Raw genomic sequence first — 19,125 nt, 5'->3', positions numbered from 1 at the left:
CAGCGCCGTCACCCGACGATAACCATACCGACCATATTGCCTGGCGAGCGCGATGATGTCCTCGGTCAGCGCCTGTTCGTCGTCAGCCCCACACGGCACTTTGCGCTGCGTCGATCGATGCTGCCCGAGCACACGGCATATGGCGACGCGCGCGGAGTTGGTTAAGGCAGTTGGTGATCGTTACCGATCTGCGGATCGGCGGAGCAAAGGGCGTGTTCTCGATGAATTCGTGGCGGTGACGGGATTTCACCGCAAGCATGCGATGCGTGTATTGCGGGACAATCGGCCGGCGAAGGTTGGCGGTGCCCGTATTGAGCGCAGGATCTATAATGAGGCGGTCAGGACGACGTTGGTGGTGCTGTGGGAAGCTGCCGACCGTTTGTGCAGCAAACGGCTGCGCCCGCTCATTCCGATCCTGCTGGAGGCAATGGAGCGCCATGGGCATTTGGACGTGGAGTCGGACATAAAGGCGAAGCTGACATCGATGAGTGCGGCGACGATTGATCGGGCGTTGCGCGATGTGAAAGCCGCCACCCGTAAGCCAAGGCGCCGGGGCGTTGCTGGCAGCGAACTAAAGCGTAGCGTGCCGATCCGGACGTTCGATGACTGGGGTGACCCGGCACCGGGGTATCTTGAAGCTGATCTGGTGTCGCACAGCGGACCGGTCGCGAAGGGAAGCTTTGCGTGGACATTCACGTTGACCGATATTGCGAGCGGGTGGACCGAGTGCGCGCCGTTGCTGGTACGTGAACAGACGTTGGTGGTCGCGGTTCTTACTGAGATACGCAAGCTGATGCCTTTTGCTTTGCTGGGCTTCGATACCGACAACGACAGCGTCTTCATCAACGAGACGGTGCGCGATTATTGCGCGGCGTCGAATATCGTCTTCACCCGCTGTCGCCCTTACCGAAAGAATGACCAAGCATGGGTTGAGCAGAAGAACGGATCGGTGGTGCGCCGCCTGGTCGGTTATCGCCGGTTCGAGGGCCCGGCTGCCACTGCAGCGCTGGCCGATCTGTATGCGGCTGCGCGATTGTTCGTGAACTTCTTCCAGCCCTCGGCCAAGCTTGCCGAGAAGCACCGGGAGGGTGCGCGGGTCCATAAGCGCTATCATGCGCCGGCGACGCCGTATCAGCGGTTACTCGACGATCCCCGGACCACCGATGCTTCCCGGGCGCGTTTGCGCGAGATCTTTGCCGACCTCGACCCGGTGCGGCTGCTTCGCGATATCAGGGCCGCGCAGCAACGATTGGTCGCGCTCGCCGACGCGTCAAGCCCGGCGGCGATGACAGAAGAGCCGTCCGCGCCGCCGCTGGACGCCTTCCTCTCCAGCCTGCGAACGGCATGGCAGAGCGGCGACACCCGGCCGACAGACTCGAACAAGCCGCAAGCGAAGCGTGGTCGTCGTCGCCCAGATCCGTTGATCAAAGCGACCGAGCAGTTGAAGCGCTGGTTCGAGGAGGAGCCGTGGCGAACAGGCAGGGAATTGCTCGAAAAGCTGCAAGCCAAGCAGCCGGGCGATTATCCGGAAGGCCTGTTGCGGACTGTCCAGCGCCGATTGAAGATCTGGCGATCGGAGCAGGCTTGTGCACTCGTTTTTACTGGTTCGTCCGCCGTGCCCACCGGAATCGATGGGATGGCAACCCAAGTGATTGCCGATGGCTGAAGGGGTGCTACTCCGCTTCGCCTACGGCTACGCTGCGTAGCACCCCTTCAGCCAGGATGGACCGAGACGGCGGCGTAAGTTAGGGAACATTCAGGTGAGGCAACGCCAGCACCGCTCGGGAACATGTTCTCATGAGGCAACACGATTCCGATCCAGATCGCCGCGCAACACGCATCGCAGCCTGATCGCACGTACCTTCTGGGGGTAGTTACGATGCATCTGATGAGGACGAGTGCAGCGGAGGCAAAGCAGATGGCTGTCGCTGAGGGCCTTGTCCTTTCAAAATCCTTGGCAAGGCTCCGGCTTCGGTTGATCCAGGCGAAATGACGAACCCGTCTGGTCAGTGAACTTGCGGACGATCTGACGGTTATGGAGGTGGCATCTGGTGAGACGAGGACGCGACACGGTGGCGTGACGGGCATGTTCATTCCCCATAACTGTCGGACATTGTTCCAATCGGAGAAGCCGATTTCCCGTCGTCGGTACTTTTTGCGATCAGACCGAACACTAAAAATACGGAGACGGGACGTGGCAATCATGGGTATCGAGTCCCTTCTGTATGCGGTCAACGAGCCGGAAGACTCGACCCGCTTTTTCACAGACTTCGGTCTTGAGCAGACGTCCTGCGGCGAAATCGCGGTCTTCACTTTGCCAGAGGGTTCGCGCGTCATCCTAGCTCCTCATGGGCATCAGCTCATTCCGGCGACCTCCCGTGTCCAAGGCTCGGGCGTGCACGAGGTGATTTGGGGAGTCGACACGCAAGAATCGCTGGACAGGCTAATCGGGGGACTGCGCCGCGACCTTAATGTTGCTGTTTCGGATGACGGCACGGCGCGCTTTGTTACGAACTTCGGCGTTGCAATGGGCCTGCGGCTGTTCGCAAAACGACCCGTGCTCTGCGCACCCGATCCCGTTAATGCGCCCGGGCACGTCCACCGGCTCAACCGCCACCGCAAGTGGCGGCTTCGCGCCCGGCCAAAGGTCATCGCGCACGTCGTCTTCGCCGTGCCCGGCTTTGAGGAGGCACACGCTTTCATGATCGAGCGCCTCAATTTCCGCCTCTCGGACAGCCAGCGCGGCTTCGGTATGTATCTTCGCGCCGATGGCGCGAACAACCACCACAACATACTCCTTCTGAACGCGAACGCGCCTATCCCGGGGATGGATGGAGTGCTGCGGTTCCACCACGCGAACTTTGGCGTCGAGGACATCGACGAGATCATGGTTGGTGCCAACTACATGGCTAGGCGGGGCTGGCCACCGTCGCAGCTCGGCCTGGGGCGCCACCGCGTCGACTCCGCGCTCTTCTACTACTTGGAGAGTCCAGCCGGCGGCGAAGCAGAATATGGAGCAGACAGCGACTATGTCGATGACAGCTGGGTGCCGCGCAGCTGGGACAACCCGCTCTTCGCCTACTCTCACTTTGTCCACAATCTTCCGCCCTTTCTGCAAAAGGAGCCGACCTGGGACGTCCGTTATATAACGGGCCTTCCGGCCGGGGAGTCACACTGATGGCCGTGGTTCGCAACGTCCTAATTGTGGGTGGCGGCATCGGCGGACTCACGGCCGGCGTCGCGCTGACGCGAAAGGGCATAAACGTCGAGATTGTCGAGCTCCAGGAAGAGCTTTCGGTCTACGGCGTCGGGATCATCCAACCGAACAACACGTTGCGTGCGCTTGCTAAGATCGGATTGGCACAGGCCTGTGTGAAAGCCGGAGCCCCCTTTCCTGGCTGGCGGATCTTCGACGCAGCCGGAAATCCTCTGAATGATGCGCCGAACACGAATGCTGCCGACGACCGATATCCGCCCGTGAATGGCATTACGCGTCCTAGGCTGCACGAAATTCTGAGCGGAGCGGCTCGGGCGTCCGGCGTCCGCATGCTTCTCGGCGACACGATCCAAATGATGACGAACAATGGCGAAGCAATTGACGTCCTGTTTCGAAACGGCCGCGAGGCGAGCTACGACATCGTGATTGGGAGCGACGGGCTCAACTCGGACATCCGACGACAGCTGTTTCCCAGCGCAGGGCGGCCACAATTCACCGGCCAAGGCGTGTGGCGCTATAACCTGCCCCGGCCCGCCTCGATGGCGTGGGGCGAGCTCTACTTCGGTCCAAACAGCAAGGTCGGACTGGTCCCGATGACGGCGGACCTTATGTATATGCTGGTCGTGACAGCGGAGCCTGGCAACCCGAGGTTCGAGGGTGACCGGATGGCCGAGTTCATGCGTGCTCGGCTGGAGTCCTACTCAGGGCCGATCACTCCGCTGAAGGAGCAGATAGTTGATCCTGCGGGCGTTATTTATCGGCCTATGGAATCCATGCTGTTGCAAAGCCCTTGGCACAGCGGACGTGCGATTTTGATTGGGGACGCCGCCCACAGCACCACGCCGCACCTCGCACAGGGCGCCGCGATGGCGATTGAGGACGCGGTTCTGCTCGGGGAGCTGCTGGGCGGCGATGGCTCGGTCGCGAGCGCCTTTGACGAATTCATGGCGCGCCGCTTCGACCGTGCAAAATTTGTCGTCGACAGTTCGTTGCAAATCGGGACGTGGGAGATGGCGCAGTGGTTGGGGACGGCACCGCTCGATGCGGATCCCGGCGGCCTGCTGCATCGGGCGACGATAGCCCTCATGGAAGAATATTGAGCGATCCGAGACGGAGCGGGAACCAATGGCCAAGATCATCATCAGTTGTGCCGTCACCGGTGCGATCCACACGCCAACCATGTCGGACGCGCTTCCGGTTACACCGGAGGAAATTGCGGACCAGTCCGTCGCGGCCGCGGAAGCGGGGGCTGCAGTGATCCACCTGCACGCCCGCAACCCACAGACCGGTGAGCCAACCGGGGATCCGGACGTGTTCGCGCGTTTCCTGCCGTCGATTAGACAGCGCACCGACGCCGTGATCAATATCACGACCGGTGGCGCGCCGTCGATGACGGTTGAGGAGCGACTCATGGGAGCGCTCCGGTTCGCGCCTGAGATGTGCTCTCTCAACATGGGAAGCATGAACTTCGGCCTCTTTCCGGCGGCTGGCCGCTTTTCCAACTGGAAGCACCCGTGGGAGCAGCCCTACCTCGCGAATTCTGATGATTTCATCTTCCGAAACACCTTCCGTGACATCGCTTACATCCTCGAGACGCTCGGTGGCGCGGGGACGCGTTTCGAGCACGAATGCTACGACGTCGGACACCTGTATTCGGTGGCGCATTTTCTCGACCGGGGACTGATTCGCCAGCCCTTCTTCCTTCAGATGATCTTCGGCGTGCTCGGAGGTATCGGCGCTGACCCCGAGAATTTGATGTTCATGAAGGAAACCGCCGACCGACTGTTCGGCCGCGAGAGCTACAAGTGGTCCGTACTCGCCGCTGGGCGCCACCAGATGCCATTCGTCACTCACGCCGCGCTCTTAGGGGGGCACGTACGGGTCGGACTCGAGGACAGCCTCTTCATCAGCAAAGGGCGCTTGGCCGCGTCGAACGCCGAGCAGGTCGAGAAGATTGTCCGTATTCTTGCCGAGATGGGTCACGAACCAGCAACTCCCGCCGAGGCGCGTGAGATGCTTGATCTCAAGGGCGGCGACCGGGTGGATTTCTGATGGCACGCCGCATCATAGACCTTTCGATATATCTCGAGAATGACGTGGTCTCCGACCCGCCGATTTATAGACCTCGCATCGACTACATCGACCATCGGACTTCGGTTCCCGACCTGCAGAGCTTCTTCCCCGGCCTGCAGGCCGATGACCTTCCAGACGGCGAGGCGTGGGCCATCGAACGGATCGAACTTATTACCCACAATGGCACGCACTTGGACGCGCCCTACCACTTCGCGTCGACGATGAACCACGGTGAGCGCGCCATTACTATCGACGAGGTGCCTCTCGACTGGTGCTTCCAGCCAGGCGTAAAACTCGACTTCACGGAATTTGAAGACGGTTACGTCGTGACGGGAGCGGACGTCGCGACAGAACTCGCTCGCATCGGACACGAGTTATCGCCCCTCGAGATTGTCGTGATTAACACGAGCGCGGGCATGCGCTACGGCGCGGATGACTATGTGACTGCCGGCTGCGGCATGGGTCACGAGGCCACCATGTATCTGCTGGACCGGGGCGTCCGAGTTACTGGCACCGATGGGTGGAGCTGGGACGCACCGTTCGTCCACACTCGGGAGAGGTATCTCGCGACAGGCGATGCCAGCCTCATTTGGGAGGGGCACAAGGCCGGGCGCAACGTCGGTTATTGCCATCTCGAGAAGCTGCACAACCTCGAGGTCCTTCCCCCCAATGGCTTCTCCATCGCTTGCTTTCCAATGAAGATCCGGGCGGCTTCGGCCGGCTGGACCCGCGCCGTCGCAATATTTGAGGATAACGATCATGTATGAGCCGTTCCCTGGCAACTACGTCTGGAATCTGTCGGTCAATATCTGTCTCGGCATGGGGGGGGCGATGGGCGAGATGGACCGGGCTAATGCGCAGGTCCGCGAGATCGCGGAGCAGGGCGAGGACGCTGGCACCGAGGCCTTTTTCTCTGCCTGGGGTGAGATGGCCGATCGCCTATTTTTGCTTGGTGAGGAGGCAGAGGACGCGGGGCACGACGTAGCGGCCTCAGAGAAATATATGCGCGCGACCGCCTACTATATGACCGCCGAGCGCATGCAGAGCCGTCACTACGAACCTCGCCGCGCGATGTATGCAAAGATGCTCGAGTCAATGGACAGGGCGATCCGTACAGGCCGACTTGCCTGCGAGAAGGTGGAGATTCCGTACGAGGATGGCAGCTTCAACGGCTTGTTCATTCCCGGCAAGGGGAGCGGCCCGCGGCCATGCATAGTATTCTGCAATGGACTCGATAGCGTAAAAGAGATGATCTATCTGTCGATGCGGGGAGCTTTCGCTGAACGCGGCATTTCGCTCCTCGCTATTGACCATCCCGGCGTCGGGGAGGCTCTGCGGCTTCGCAACCTCACCGCGATCCCCGACACGGAGCGCTGGGCGGGGGCGGCGGTAGATTCTCTCGAGACTAGATCAGACGTGGATCCTGATCGAATAGGCATGATGGGCTGGTCGCTTGGCGGATACTACGCGCCGCGCGCCGCCTGCTACGAGAAGCGGTTCAAGCTTTGCGTCGCGTGGGGTGCCAATCACAACTGGGGCGAACTCCAGCGTAGAAGGCTTGCCAGCGAGGGCGCTCGGCCCGTGCCTCACTACTGGGACCATGTGCTGTGGGTCTGGGGCAAGGAAACGCTTGATGAGTTCATGGACTTCATCCCGCGCGTGACGCTGGAGGGGCATCTCCAGAACATGACCGTGCCATTCCTCATCGTGCATGGCGACAACGATCGGCAAATCCCAAAGGAATATGCCTACCAAAGCTACGAGCAGGCGGTGAACAGCCCCGATCGGTTGCTCAAGTTCTTCACCGACAAGGAAGGTGGAGTCGAGCACGTCAGCGCCGACAATTTGGAGCCCGTCCGCAGCTTCGTGGCCGACTGGATCGCGGACAGGTTCGATAGCAGGTCATGACGATCATCCGACACGGGGCCGGGCCCAATCCGCTTGTCGACTTTCGCGTGGAAGCCGACGCAATTACAAGGATCGGCCGCGACCTGCAGCGACCGGAGTGCATCCTTGCCGAGCGCGACGGGACGCTCTGGGCGGCGGATGCTCGCGGCGGGGTCATGCGCATCGACGCGGACGGCTCGCAGCGGCTCGTAGTACAGACCGCCGATCCCCATTTTGATTTACGGGGCGGGGCCGCAGCCCACAGTCTCTTATCGGGGACGCTCCCCAACGGCCTTGCCTTCGCGGCTAACGGCGACTTACTGATCGCGAACTTCGGGACGGACCGGCTAGAGGTCATGACACGTTCGGGTGAGACGCGTCTGCTGATTGAGGAGATTGACGGACAGCCGCTCGGCAAAGTCAATTTCGTGCTGCGTGACCGTAAAGGACGTATATGGGTCACGGTCTCGACGCGGGTGAATCCCTGGAGCGACGCGATATGCTCCAGCCTGGCGGACGGCTTTATCATCCTGCTTGATGATGGAGGAGCGCGCATCGTGGCTGATGGTCTCATGTTCGCGAACGAGATTCGTTTCGACGCCGACGAGGAATGGCTCTACGTCGCGGAGACGACGGGAAAGCGCGTTACGCGATTGCGGGTTCTGCCGGACGGATCGCTCGTCGATAGCGAAGTATACGGACCTTCTAACCTGGGCCCCGGGGCGGTCGATGGCATCGCCTTTGATGCATACGGGAATCTCTGGGCGACAATGATCTTCGCCGATCGGCTGCTGGCGATCACACCCGATGGCGATGTGCTCGAACTCATGAATGATGGCGATCCTGCCGCAACGTGCAGGTTCGAGGAGGCCTTTGCGACTGGTCGACCGGTGCCCTTCGACATCACGATGGCGTGCGGTGGCCCCACCTGCAACTGGCTCGCCAGCGTCACTTTCGGCGGCGCCGACCTTTCCACCGTGTACCTTGGCGGCCTTCGGACTAAGGAAATACCGTCTTTCCGGAGTCCGGTGCCAGGCCTCCCGATGATCCATTGGTAGGTCGCGAGGAGGGCCTCCCCTAAGGGCGCGCTCCTCGTTGGACCGTCAGTTGATCCCGAGCAGACGCAGCGCGTTTCCGCCGGCGACCTTTGCCTTGTCAGCGTCGCTGATCGAGAGCGTATCTAGGAAGTCGATCGGATCGACAGCTGCGACCGGATAGTCGCCGCCGAGCACAATGCGGTCGATGCCCACGCGTTCGATTAGGAGCTCAAGGGTCCGCGCATCGTATACGCAACTATCGTAGTAGAATTCGGCCAGATATTCGCTAGGCTTCTTGGTCAGATTTGCGGTTGTGAAGGGCTTCTCGACGAAGTTTCGATCAAGACGACCCATGTAATGCGGCATGTAGCCCCCGCCGTGAGCCATGACGATCTTTACGCCGCGGTGGCGCTCCATCACGCCCTTGTAAATAAGCGAGGACATGGCGCGGACCTCCTCGATTGATTGGCCGATCGAGTTCCACAATGCATAGTCTTGGAACCACATATCAGTCACGCCTTCCGGGTGAACGAACGCAACCAGATTCGCCTCGCGCAACGCTGCCCAGAGCTCGTCGAACCGTTCGTGACCAAGATAGTCGCCACGAAAGTTCGCTGGCAGTTGGACGACGCGCAACCCGTTACTGCGAATCCACTCGAGCTCCTTTATTGCCATACGCATGTTGCCCAGCGGAAGGACGCCCGAGCCTACAAAACGGTTTGGGTAACGGCCGACCCAGTCGGAGCACTGGGCATTGACTAGCCGCGTCAGTCGTGCCTCTTCGTCGGGCTCAGCCCACATCCGGCTCTGCACGACATCGCATGAGCAAAGAAGCTGCATGTCTATGCCCCGCTCGTTCATGTCGGCAATCTGCCGAACCGGATCGAACATGGACTGCATCATTGGAATGTCGATCGGAATCATGTTCCGGCCGAAGGACGACGACACGCTGTGGGGGTGCGAAGCGTCGAAGACATCGCGCTGAAGGAAGTGCGTGTGAAAGTCGAAGCATTTCGGGCAGAAGCGCCTGAATTTATCCGCTATAGCAACCGACATTTTTATCCGCTCCCAGCTGTCTTGCGCACGTGTCCGCGCTTAATTGATTGCGCGGAGGGCGGAGCATGTTCGTCCGTCCGAAGTGCGCTGGAAAAATGCTATCGGCGCGCTGTAAAGCGGTCCAATGGTTTTACGTTATTGTTGGCATGTCCGTGCTCGATCCTCCAATCTGCGGGGTGCGTCGCATTAGAATCCCAACGACGTATGATGCCCCCGAACAATACGTGGCATGTGAAGTAACGATTTCCGGCCCGTCCGGCGCAAAGATAACAAACCCTGAAACTAGGCCGCTCAAGGCCAGTGAAAAAATAGGGGACTCGGCATGATGCATGAAAGAGCAAACGGCGGATTTGTAAGTGAGCGATGGTCGGCATCAGCTTTCGCGTTGGTTGTGGCTCTGCTGGCCGCTCCGACCCAGGCGCAAGAAAAGGCTGCTTCGGCATCCGGATCCAGTCAGACGCCGGCCGTGACTAAGTTGTCCGACAAGGACCCTACGGAAGCGAACAGCGGCATCATTGACATCGTCGTCACGGCCCGCAAACAGAGCGAGTCAATCCAGCAGGTCCCGATCGCGATCACCGCCTTCTCTGCGGAGCAACTCGTTCAGCAACGCGTCTTTGAAGTGAAGAACCTCGGCGAGATCACGCCCGGTCTCGTGGCGGCGGGCGACAAACAACGCGGTTTTCCCGTCGTGCGGGGAATCACGACCAGATCGCCGAACATCGGCGCAGAGGGTGCCGTAGGTCAGTATGTTGACGAAGTGTACCAGCCAAGGTTCTCAAACCAATTTACCGCGCTTCTAGATATGGAGCGCGTGGAGGTTCTAAAGGGACCCCAGGGAACTCTTTTCGGCCGCAATACGGTGGCTGGAGCCATTAACTATGTGTCGAAAAAGCCGACCGACGAACTGACCGCCTCAGTGAGCGTCGGTGCTGGCAATTACGGATTGTTCGAGAGTCGGGGCTCAGTGGCGGGTCCGCTCGTTCCCGGAAAGCTGGACGCGGGCCTGTCGTTTATGACAAACAATTCGCGCGGGTTCATCAAGGCGGTCGACGCAAGCGGGCACATCCTGGGCGACGATGGTCGCGACGACTATGGGTTACGCGGCACGCTGAAATGGACGCCTACGGACAAGTTGGAGGCCAACCTCTCGGTTTCGCGCATCAAGACCAAGAGTGCGCAGCTCGAACTCACCGAGGGTAATCCGTCGGGGCCGACTGTGCCCGCGCTCGTGCGGCTAGGCCTCTATAAGCCGTCGCCCTTCGTAGCAAACTATCACGACTTCCGGGTAGGCGCGACGACGCCGGGACGGCTCGACCGAACCTCGACGCAGGCGACATTGCGCGCCGACTGGCATCTGAGTGACGATCTAACTCTCACCTCTATCTCGGCTTACCAAAAGTTCAACGAGGGATTGGTGGCGGACGCCGATCTGGAGGTGCAAAACATCGCGGTAACCACATCCTACGAGCATTCCAACACCTGGAGCCAGGAGGTCAGGCTTGCCGGCGGTGACAATGTCTTTCATTGGAACGTCGGCGGAAACTATTTCTACGACGACCACTACCGCAGCGACGACATCGATCTGACGGTTTTGCCCGCACCTTACAACATCCATGTTTTCTCCTCGACCAAGGTGAAAACAACGAGCTACGCAGCCTTTGGTAAAGCCTATTTCTCGCCGATTGATCGCCTGACGATCTCCGGCGGCATCCGCTATTCCTATGACAGGCGGCAATACCGCCGGATCTCGCTGCCGGGGAATGCAGCGTTTGGAGCGACGTACGATTCGAATCTCGTGCCCGGCTGGGACACCGATCCGCATTGGGACGCCATTACCTACGACGCGTCGATCGACTATCGGGTCACGCCAAACGCGATGGTCTATTTCAGCCATTCCAAGGGCTATCGGAGCGGCGGTATTCAAGGCCGCGCGCAGACGCTGATCGTAGCGGAGAGCAACTACGGCCCCGAATACATCCGCCAATACGAAGTCGGCGCCAAAACCGAATTCTTTAAACGCCATCTGCAGCTCAACGTGGCTGCCTATTATATGCCCTACAAGAATGTGCAGGTCAGTCAGGCTCAGATCGCTACCTTCTTCGGCGGCATCGCAATCCAGAACGCGGCCTCTGCCACCGTCAAGGGCGTCGAGGTCGAGGCGAAACTCCAGGCAACGAAGCGGCTCCGTGTTGACGTCGGCTATTCCTACAACGACTCGCACTACAAGAACTTCACCGCCACCGATAATATTCCGGCGTCTATCGCGGCCGTGCGCGGCTGCCCGGCGGCATACGGATGTAAGGCAGGAGACTACCAGTTCAGCGGCGTGCCTTTTGAGTTCGCACCCAAGAACACGCTTTCCACGGCCATCAACTACGACGTTGTTCTGCCGAACGCCTACAAGGTCTCGTTGCGCGGCGAATACAATTGGAAGAGCAGCTATCTGCTGAATTCCATTCCGCAGAGCGTCTATGCCCGTCCGACGGCCTATCTCGATGCGAAGTTTCTCAGACAGCCGTCATACGGTCTGCTGAACACGTTCGTGACGATAGAGATGCCGAACCACCGCTGGTCACTTTCCCTCTACGGCCGCAACCTCACCAACGAGACCTATCTCACGGTCGGAAGCGACCCGCGGACGGCGATCAACGGCCAGTTCAATAAGTTCGTATACGCGGATCGCCGCACCTATGGATTCGATGTGGGCTTCCGATTCTGACCCACGAAAACGGCCGCCCCTTAGCGTTTAATTGCGAAGCCAGCGCGGGTCGTCATGATACCACCAACGGCCTCCCCGGCTGGCGACGGTATGTGGCAATCCTCGCGGCGTCTTGCGGGTCCGCGGCGGTCGTGGTCGACGGCACAGCGCCGATCGTTGGTCTGCCGCACCTGGCCGTAATTCTGCGCGTCGAGACGGGTACAATCGCGCTCGTTGTCGGCCTTTAAGGCTCGCGCGACACGCGCGTTGGCCGTAGAGCGCCGTTAGATTTAGTCCAATCTGGCGATGACAACTCGAGGCGGCGCTAACGCAGCCAGACCTTGTAGTATTGAGCATCGGCACTGGTGAGCGGCGTGACACCGCCAATGTACTTGCGCGTAATTAGGCCGTTCGGCGCGAACGTGAACCTGATGAACGGCAGCTCGTTTGCAAGCACCTGCTGGTAGCGGCAGCTTGCGGTATAGAGAGCAGCGCGACTCTTCGCAGAGGAGACTTGGCCGATCGACTCGTCGATCGCTTTTGATCGTATTCCTATAGGACTGTTACGCTCCCAGGAACCAAGGTCCATGTCTACCATAAGCGGATTGTTGTTCCCCGGACCCGGCGCATACCACATATCGAAGGCATGTTCGCGAATCTGTTTGTAAAAGCCGGGGCCGCGACTGCCGGTGACAACCGTCACGTCGATGCCCACGTCCTTCCACATGGCCTGGAATATCTCCGCTGCGCGGGCCGAAAAAGGCTCGACACCCAAGGTGAGGTGAAGGGGCTTACCATATGCGGCGATAAGGCGACGCGCGAGCTCGGGCCGATAACCCGGATATCGGAGATCCGGACAATACCATGGGCTTCCCTTGCCGTAGGCATCACTTGCGATTTCCGCTAGTCCTTGGCTCCAAGCCTTGTTGGCGGCTTCTCGATTGAGCGAATAGACGAGCGCCTCGCGTACGCGCGGGTCCGCAAGCGGTCCCCGCCCCGCCCCGAGGTTGATGCGATACCCCGAAAAGAAGGGCGGGCCGACATACGTTAGCACTGCCGGATCACGTTTGGCGCGAGCGAGGGTGAGGTCGTCCGAAGCATACATCATGTCGATGTCGCCAGCTTTTAGCGCGATGAAGGGTGCTATGCCTTCACCGAGCACCCGATACTCGATCCGGTCAAGATGCTGGGTCGTCGGATTCCAGTAGCGGGGGTTCCGCACGAGCGTCAGACCTTCGCCAGTCGTGATGCTCTTGACCATATATGGCCCGTTTCCGACAGGACGGTAGGCAAAGTCCGGGTCCGACTGGTGTTGAAGAGTGTATCCCGGCGCGTTCAGGCCGAACCAAGCGAGACCCGGCGTTGCTAGCGCCACTTTGAAGTTAGGGGACGGCTGAGCTAGGACAAAGTCCACTGTGAGGTCGTCGACCGCATGCACCGAGACGAGCCTAGCGCCAAGCGACTGCGTCATAGCACCGGCTGTAGCACTTGCGAGCAGGCGGCCGAAGTGGATGACATACGCCTGTGAGGTGAAGTGCTCACCGTTCGAGAAGAACACGCCCGGCCGGAGGGCGACGCGCCAGATCGTGCCGCCCTCAAGCGGCGTCGCGGACAATCCGAGCCGAGGCTGGAGATCGCCGGTCTTGGGATCGAGATCGAACAGCATGTCGTAGACGGCTGCCTGAGTTTGAAGCGTCGCTTTGTTGGCGCTTCCGATCTTGAGAGCATCGAAGCCGCCGGGATCGCGATTGAGATAAACGGCGGTCGTCCCCCCCTGGTGATCAGGCCCGTACGAATGACGAGATGCGTCATCGGGGGGGGAGCAGGCAACGAGAGCCAGCAAGCTGATCTGCGTCGCTAACCTGATCAGGGGAACCCTCATCGGCCGGCCGCAGTTGCAGCTTCGCGGATCTGGTCGAGGGTCATGCCCGGGGTGAGCGCCTGTGGGTCTACTCGGAGCTCGACCAGAGCGGTCTTGCCAGAGTCGGCTGCCCGTCTGAAGGCTGCCGGAAAGTCTTCGTCGCGTTCGACCATCTCGGCATGAAGACCGTAAGCTTGAGCAACCGCAACAAAGTTCGGATTGACAATGTCAGTGCCGCTGACGCGACCCGGGAAGTTGCGCTCCTGGTGCATCCGGATGGTCCCGTAGGTGCCGTTGTTAACGACCAGTACGATGATCCCAACATCCGTTTGGCGAGCAGTTCCGAGCTCTTGGATGGTCATCTGCAGGCAGCCGTCTCCCGCGAAGCAAACGACAGTGCGGTCCGGATGTTCGAGCTTTGCCGCGATAGCGGCAGGAAGGCCGTAGCCCATCGATCCGGCCACTGGTGCGAGCTGGGTCCGATAGTTCCTGTATCGGTAGAAGCGATGGACCCAAACGGTGTAGTTTCCCGCGCCGTTTGTAATGATGGCATCGTCCGGCAGAGTCTCATTGAGATGCCGCATCACCGTGCTCATCTGCAGGGCGCCCGGCGTGCGGGTTGGGGTGGAGTAACGCTCGTAGTCGGCCCTCGCCTCGCGCCGCCAGCTAGACCACCCCTGCCTTTCCGCGCTCGGCACGGCCGTAGCGAGCGCCTCGACCATCGCCTCAGACGCTGCGACGACACCGATGTCATTCTGGTAGACACGACCCAGTTCATTGGGATCCTGATGGACGTGCACGATGAACTGGGCCGGCCGGGGAATCTTCAGGTAGTCGTATCCCCCGGAGGGCACCTCGTCCATCCGTGTACCGAGCAGTAGCAACCAGTCGGATTCACGGATACGGGCCGCTAGCTTGGGGTTGATGCCGAGGCCAACGTCCCCGACGTAGCTTTCGCTGCGGTTGTCGAGATAGTCCTGAGCACGGAACGCACCGCCGACTGGAAGGCCATTCCTTTCGGCAAAGACGCGAAGGGCCGCGCCTGTGCGCTGCGTCCAGCCTCCTCCTCCGACGATCACCAGCGGCCTCCGTGCGCGCGACAGGCTCGCCATGATTGCGTTTGTGGCCGCCTCCGGTGGTCCGGAGATTGGAGGGGCGAAGCGGTCGGCCACGACCATGGAAGCGGCGTCCGCCAGCATGTCTTCCGGCAGCGCCACAACCACGGGTCCGGGGCGGCCGGAGGTCGCCATGTGGAAGGCGCGGCTGACGAGCTCCGAAACGCGCGCTGCATCGTCGATTTCGACGACCCACTTGGCCATGCCGCCGAACATCTGCGAGTAGTCGATCTCTTGAAAGGCACCTCTTCCGCGCATGTCTCGGGCCACCTGTCCGATGAACAGGATCATGGGCGTCGCGTCTAAGGACGCGATGTGGACACCTGAGCTCGCATTCGTGGCGCCCGGTCCTCGGGTAACCATACAAATTCCGGGCTGACCCGTGAGCTTGCCGTGGGCATCCGCCATCATGGCGGCTCCGCCCTCGTGGCGAGCGACCACGAGTTCGATATTTGAATCGTAGAGCGCGTCGAGCACCGAGAGATAGCTTTCCCCGGGCACGCAGAACACTCGGCGCACTCCGTGAAGAGATAGGCTTTCGACCAGCACGCGGGCGGCAGTTCTGTCCTTGTTCGAGCTCATTGGAAATCCTCCGTATTTACCGCGGCCGCTTCCGGCGCGGGATTGTGGCAGTGTAACCAGTGTCCCTGACCCGGCCATGTGCGCTTCGGCCAATCTACGCGGCAAAGCTCCAAAACCCGTTGGCACCGGTCGCTGAGCGGGCAGCCTGGAGGCGGAGCGAACGGGGAAGGCGCCTCCGCTCGAAGAACGGTTTCAGAAAATGGCGATACGGTCTGATCCAGCGTCGGCACGGAAGCAATGAGCGCGCGGGAATACGGGTGGCGCGGCGCGGTGCACAGCGTCTCGCCATCCGCACCCTCCATGGCCCGTCCCAAATACATGACCATGACGCGGTCACTGACATTCTTCACCACCGCCATGTCATGGCTGATAAAAAGAAGGGCGAGCCGGCGGCGCGTACGCAGATCCTCCAGTAGGTTTAAAATCTGCGCTTGAACAGAAACGTCAAGCGCAGAGACCGGCTCATCACAGACGATCAGCATCGGATCTACAGCGAGCGCGCGGGCGATGCTGATTCTCTGGCACTGACCGCCCGAAAACTCGTGGGGATACCGGTCAGCGACGGCATCCACATCAAGCCCGACCTCACCGAGGCAGTCTCGGACCCGGGAGTGCCGTTGGATTTGATCCAGGTTTGTGGCGATCCTCATGGCCTCATCAATTATGTTGGCGATTCGCCGCCTTGGATTCAGCGACGAAACAGGATCCTGAAAGATGATTTGAACCTCTTGGCGGTAGCGCTTAAGCGCATCGCCATGGAGTGCCCTTACGTCTTGTCCGCGAAAGCAGATGCTCCCCTCGACCGTTGCAGTCCACGGCAGAAGCCGCGTAATGGCGCGACCCACCGTCGATTTTCCGCATCCGGATTCACCGATCAACCCCAATGTCTCGCCTTCGCCAAGTTCGAACGCGAGGTCGCGGACTGCTCTTAGCCGCCGCCCGCCAGAATCGTAGGTGACGTCGAGGCCGGTCACCGAGAGGAGAGCTTCAGTAGTGCTCATGCCGCGACGCTCCCTGGCAGAGGATTCCAACACGCGAGTGCGTCGCCGGGGATCGGTCCCGGTTCCAGCGGAGGCCGCTCTTCCGAGCAGATCGTAAGCGCCCGCGGACAACGCTGCGCAAAGCGGCATCCCTCGGGAGGTGACACGAGCTGCGGTGGTAGCCCGCCGATCGCTTCGAGGCGGACGTGGGCGGGCGCACGCATATCGGGCTGGGCGCGCACGAGTGCAGCCGTGTAGGGCATCCGACTTTGACGGACTCGGCGAGCATCCGCGATGATTTCCATGACCTGTCCCGCGTAGAGTACGGCGACTCGGTCTGCGTGGCTGGCGATTACTCCGAGGTCGTGAGTGACGAGAAGCATGGCCATGCCCCGTCGCTGCTGCTCGCTACGCAGGAGTTGCAGGATCTGCGCTTGGACCGTCACGTCCAAGGCGGTTGTGGGTTCGTCGGCAATAAGGATGTCGGGCTGGCAGGCCAGCGCTATGGCGATGGCAACTCGTTGCCGCATCCCGCCCGACAGATGGGAGGGGTAGCGGTCCAGCTGCGCCTTGGGATCCGCGATGCCGACTGAGGCAAGCATGCGGCTAGCGCTTTCTCGCGCCTCGGCGCGCGACGTTCCGAGGTGCAGGCGGATCCCCTCCGCGATCTGTTCACCGATCCTCATCGTCGGATTGAGGGACGACATGGGATCCTGGAAGATCATGGCCATACGCCGCCCGCGCAGGTGGCGTAGGTTTTTTTCCGGGAGTGCGAGGACATTCTTGCCATCGAGTAGTACGGTGCCCTCCGTTTCTATCAAGCCTCCCGTGGCAAGCAGGCGCATGATGATGCGGGCGAGCACGCTCTTGCCAGATCCCGATTCTCCCACAAGGCCGAGCGTCTCACCGGCGCCGATTGATAGCGATACGTCATCGAGAGCTTCCACCCGGCCACGCCGGGTGTGGAGGGTCACTGACAGATTCCTGATGGTAAGCGTCTCGGTCACAGGCGGGTTCCCCGCATTTCGGTAAGGCGGGTGACCTGGTCGCCGATCAGGTTAAACGACAAGATGGTGAGGAACATCGTGGCTGAGGGGATCAGACAGAGCTGCGGATTGGTGAATATGTAATCGTAACCCTCCGCGATCATCTTGCCCCAGGTGGGCGTAGGCGGTGGAACGCCGATGCCAAGGAAGGAGAGGCTGCCCTCAAGGACGACCACGATGGACATGGTCATGAGGGCATAAGCGGCGGTCGGCTGGATCACGTTTGGGAGGATTTCCCGCACCAGGATGCGTAGTTCGGAAGCGCCAAGTGCACGAGCGGCGAGTACGAATTCGCGATCGCTAAAGGTCATTGCTGTCGATCGGGTGATCCGAAAAAGGTTCGGCGTCGTGAATAGGCTGATGACCAGCGTCAGGTTTATAAGGGTGGCGCCGACATAAAAAATCATGCCGATTGCCAGGATGATGCGAGGGAAAGCGAGAATCGTGTCATTGATGACGCTGAGGGTCCTGTCGGTCCAGCCCTTGAAGTGGCCGGCCGCCATGCCGGACGGAAGCGCGACTGCGAAGCCCACAACGGGCGCAAGGAAGGCTAGCGTCAAGGATATTCGAGCGCCGTGTGCCAGTCGGGAGAGCAAATCTCGTCCGAGCAGATCGGTGCCAAGCAGGTGGGTTCGCGAGAAGCCCTCCGCGGGATGGAGGAAGTCTGGTCGGAGCGGATCTTGGAGCGGCACAAAGAAGGCGACCGTGAGCAGAAGCACGATCCATCCGGCAGGGAGCAGGATCATCGGACCAAAAGGAATTCGACGAGCGAACCGCGGCGCTCGCTTACGGCCGAGGCTCATGTCCTTATCCTCGGATCGACTACGGAGTAGAGGGCGTCGACCGCCATGTTGATCACAACATAGGCGAGCGCAAGGAAGGTGACGACGCCTTGCACTACCATTGCGTCCCGCGTGTCAATGGCACCGGTAAGCAGCTGGCCAATCCCCGGCAGGCCAAAGATCATTTCCACGACGACAGAGCTGCTGAGCATGCCGCCGAGCTGGAGACCAACCATGGTGATGAGGTTTGCGCTAGACGGACGTAGGGCATGCCGGACTAAGATCGCCGTCGGCGACAGCCCCTTCGCCCGTGCCAGCGTGATGAACTCCTCCCGCAGGGTCGACGCGACGTCGGCCCGGACTGTCCGCAATAGGAAGGGAAACTGCGTTAGGCCAATCGCAAAGGCGGGCAGCGCCATCGACGCGAGGTTACCGCCGAGGCTGCGCGACGCTGGAACGTAGCCGATCGCTGGTAGAAGGCCGAAGTCGAGCGCGAAAATCTGTACGAGGCCGATGGCGAGCACGAAGACCGGAAGGGAAAGCATTCCAAACGAGATGAGTGCGAGCAAGACGTCGACCGCCGAGTGCTCGCGGTAAGCGGCCAGTAGCCCGAGCGGCACGCCGATGAGGAGAGCGATGATCTGAGCCAACAGGATGAGCTCCAAACTCACCGGTAGCCGATGCAGGATCGTGCCCATCACCGGTTGGTTCGTGATGTAGGAGCGGCCGAGATCGCCGTGCAGGAGGTTGCCCAGCCATTCTAGGTAGCGAACAGGCAGCGGCCGGCC

General features: G+C 60.7%; 16 protein-coding genes and 2 pseudogenes. 9 read left to right on the top strand and 9 right to left on the bottom strand.

Annotated features, from left to right (window positions below; genetic code table 11):
- Positions 1 to 141, bottom strand: a pseudogene (locus tag Q0R02_RS05495) (IS3 family transposase); the annotation flags it as partial.
- On the opposite strand from Q0R02_RS05495, the gene Q0R02_RS05490 reads away from it, so the two are divergent.
- A complete protein-coding gene (locus Q0R02_RS05490) occupies positions 140 to 1,666 on the top strand; it encodes a transposase family protein (RefSeq protein WP_293881512.1) in 1,527 nt (508 codons plus the stop codon). The pseudogene Q0R02_RS05495 and the gene Q0R02_RS05490 sit on opposite strands and share 2 nt — an antisense overlap.
- Positions 1,667 to 1,878: 212 nt before the next feature.
- On the opposite strand, the pseudogene Q0R02_RS05485 reads toward Q0R02_RS05490, so the two are convergent.
- Positions 1,879 to 1,995: pseudogene (locus tag Q0R02_RS05485) on the bottom strand (IS5/IS1182 family transposase); the annotation flags it as partial.
- A 208-nt stretch (positions 1,996 to 2,203) separates the two neighbouring features.
- Here Q0R02_RS05485 and Q0R02_RS05480 point away from each other — a divergent pair.
- Genes Q0R02_RS05480 through Q0R02_RS05455 form a run of 6 tightly spaced genes read left to right on the top strand, consistent with a single transcriptional unit; the run spans position 2,204 to position 8,235 of the window.
- The gene (locus Q0R02_RS05480; RefSeq protein ID WP_293881513.1) at positions 2,204 to 3,178 is read left to right on the top strand and encodes a VOC family protein; all 975 of its coding nucleotides are present in this window, start codon (positions 2,204 to 2,206) and stop codon (positions 3,176 to 3,178) included.
- Positions 3,178 to 4,317, top strand: a complete 1,140-nt coding sequence (locus Q0R02_RS05475; RefSeq protein ID WP_293881511.1) for an FAD-dependent monooxygenase — start codon at positions 3,178 to 3,180, stop codon at positions 4,315 to 4,317. The genes Q0R02_RS05480 and Q0R02_RS05475 overlap by 1 nt, the downstream gene beginning before the upstream one ends.
- A gap of 25 nt (positions 4,318 to 4,342) precedes the next feature.
- Positions 4,343 to 5,269: a 3-keto-5-aminohexanoate cleavage protein gene (locus Q0R02_RS05470; RefSeq protein WP_293881510.1), complete on the top strand. Its 927-nt coding sequence runs from the start codon at positions 4,343 to 4,345 to the stop codon at positions 5,267 to 5,269.
- Positions 5,269 to 6,057, top strand: coding sequence for a cyclase family protein (locus tag Q0R02_RS05465; RefSeq protein ID WP_293881509.1), 789 nt, complete (start codon positions 5,269 to 5,271; stop codon positions 6,055 to 6,057). The genes Q0R02_RS05470 and Q0R02_RS05465 overlap by 1 nt, the downstream gene beginning before the upstream one ends.
- Positions 6,050 to 7,198, top strand: coding sequence for an alpha/beta fold hydrolase (locus Q0R02_RS05460; RefSeq protein ID WP_293881508.1), 1,149 nt, complete (start codon positions 6,050 to 6,052; stop codon positions 7,196 to 7,198). Before Q0R02_RS05465 ends, Q0R02_RS05460 begins: the two co-directional genes overlap by 8 nt.
- Positions 7,195 to 8,235 (top strand): SMP-30/gluconolactonase/LRE family protein, encoded by a 1,041-nt coding sequence (locus Q0R02_RS05455; RefSeq protein ID WP_293881507.1) that lies wholly within the window; start codon positions 7,195 to 7,197, stop codon positions 8,233 to 8,235. Before Q0R02_RS05460 ends, Q0R02_RS05455 begins: the two co-directional genes overlap by 4 nt.
- A 45-nt stretch (positions 8,236 to 8,280) precedes the next feature.
- Here Q0R02_RS05455 and Q0R02_RS05450 read toward each other — a convergent pair whose 3' ends face one another.
- The gene (locus Q0R02_RS05450; RefSeq protein ID WP_293881506.1) at positions 8,281 to 9,270 is read right to left on the bottom strand and encodes an amidohydrolase family protein; all 990 of its coding nucleotides are present in this window, start codon (positions 9,268 to 9,270) and stop codon (positions 8,281 to 8,283) included.
- 322 nt (positions 9,271 to 9,592) lie between these two features.
- Here Q0R02_RS05450 and Q0R02_RS05445 point away from each other — a divergent pair, with 322 nt between their 5' ends.
- Entirely contained in the window at positions 9,593 to 11,992 is a 2,400-nt protein-coding gene (locus Q0R02_RS05445; RefSeq protein WP_293881505.1) for a TonB-dependent receptor, read from the top strand.
- Between the two features lie 92 nt (positions 11,993 to 12,084).
- A complete protein-coding gene (locus Q0R02_RS05440) occupies positions 12,085 to 12,219 on the top strand; it encodes a hypothetical protein (RefSeq protein WP_293881504.1) in 135 nt (44 codons plus the stop codon).
- A 77-nt stretch (positions 12,220 to 12,296) separates the two neighbouring features.
- Here the strand turns inward: Q0R02_RS05440 and Q0R02_RS05435 are convergent, their stop codons facing one another.
- From Q0R02_RS05435 to Q0R02_RS05410, 6 genes are all read right to left on the bottom strand, one after another.
- Positions 12,297 to 13,814, bottom strand: coding sequence for an ABC transporter substrate-binding protein (locus tag Q0R02_RS05435; protein WP_293881503.1), 1,518 nt, complete (start codon positions 13,812 to 13,814; stop codon positions 12,297 to 12,299).
- A gap of 35 nt (positions 13,815 to 13,849) precedes the next feature.
- The gene (locus Q0R02_RS05430) at positions 13,850 to 15,529 is read right to left on the bottom strand and encodes a thiamine pyrophosphate-binding protein (RefSeq protein WP_293881502.1); all 1,680 of its coding nucleotides are present in this window, start codon (positions 15,527 to 15,529) and stop codon (positions 13,850 to 13,852) included.
- Positions 15,526 to 16,530 carry an ABC transporter ATP-binding protein gene (locus Q0R02_RS05425; protein WP_293881501.1) on the bottom strand — a complete coding sequence of 335 codons (1,005 nt, stop codon included), beginning with the start codon at positions 16,528 to 16,530 and terminating at the stop codon, positions 15,526 to 15,528. Before Q0R02_RS05425 ends, Q0R02_RS05430 begins: the two co-directional genes overlap by 4 nt.
- The gene (locus tag Q0R02_RS05420; RefSeq protein ID WP_293881500.1) at positions 16,527 to 17,516 is read right to left on the bottom strand and encodes an ABC transporter ATP-binding protein; all 990 of its coding nucleotides are present in this window, start codon (positions 17,514 to 17,516) and stop codon (positions 16,527 to 16,529) included. Before Q0R02_RS05420 ends, Q0R02_RS05425 begins: the two co-directional genes overlap by 4 nt.
- On the bottom strand, positions 17,513 to 18,358 hold the full coding sequence (locus tag Q0R02_RS05415; protein WP_293881499.1) for an ABC transporter permease: 846 nt from the start codon (positions 18,356 to 18,358) through the stop codon (positions 17,513 to 17,515). The genes Q0R02_RS05420 and Q0R02_RS05415 overlap by 4 nt, the downstream gene beginning before the upstream one ends.
- A partial coding sequence (locus Q0R02_RS05410) for an ABC transporter permease (protein ID WP_293881498.1) occupies positions 18,355 to 19,125 on the bottom strand: 771 nt, incomplete at its 5' end. The genes Q0R02_RS05410 and Q0R02_RS05415, both read right to left, overlap by 4 nt.

Origin of the sequence: Sphingomonas sp., assembly GCF_025353885.1 — a bacterium.
Taxonomy (GTDB): Bacteria; Pseudomonadota; Alphaproteobacteria; order Sphingomonadales; family Sphingomonadaceae; genus Sphingomonas_O.
Note: the sequence above shows the minus strand (reverse complement) of the source record. Positions and strands in the feature narration are given on the sequence as shown.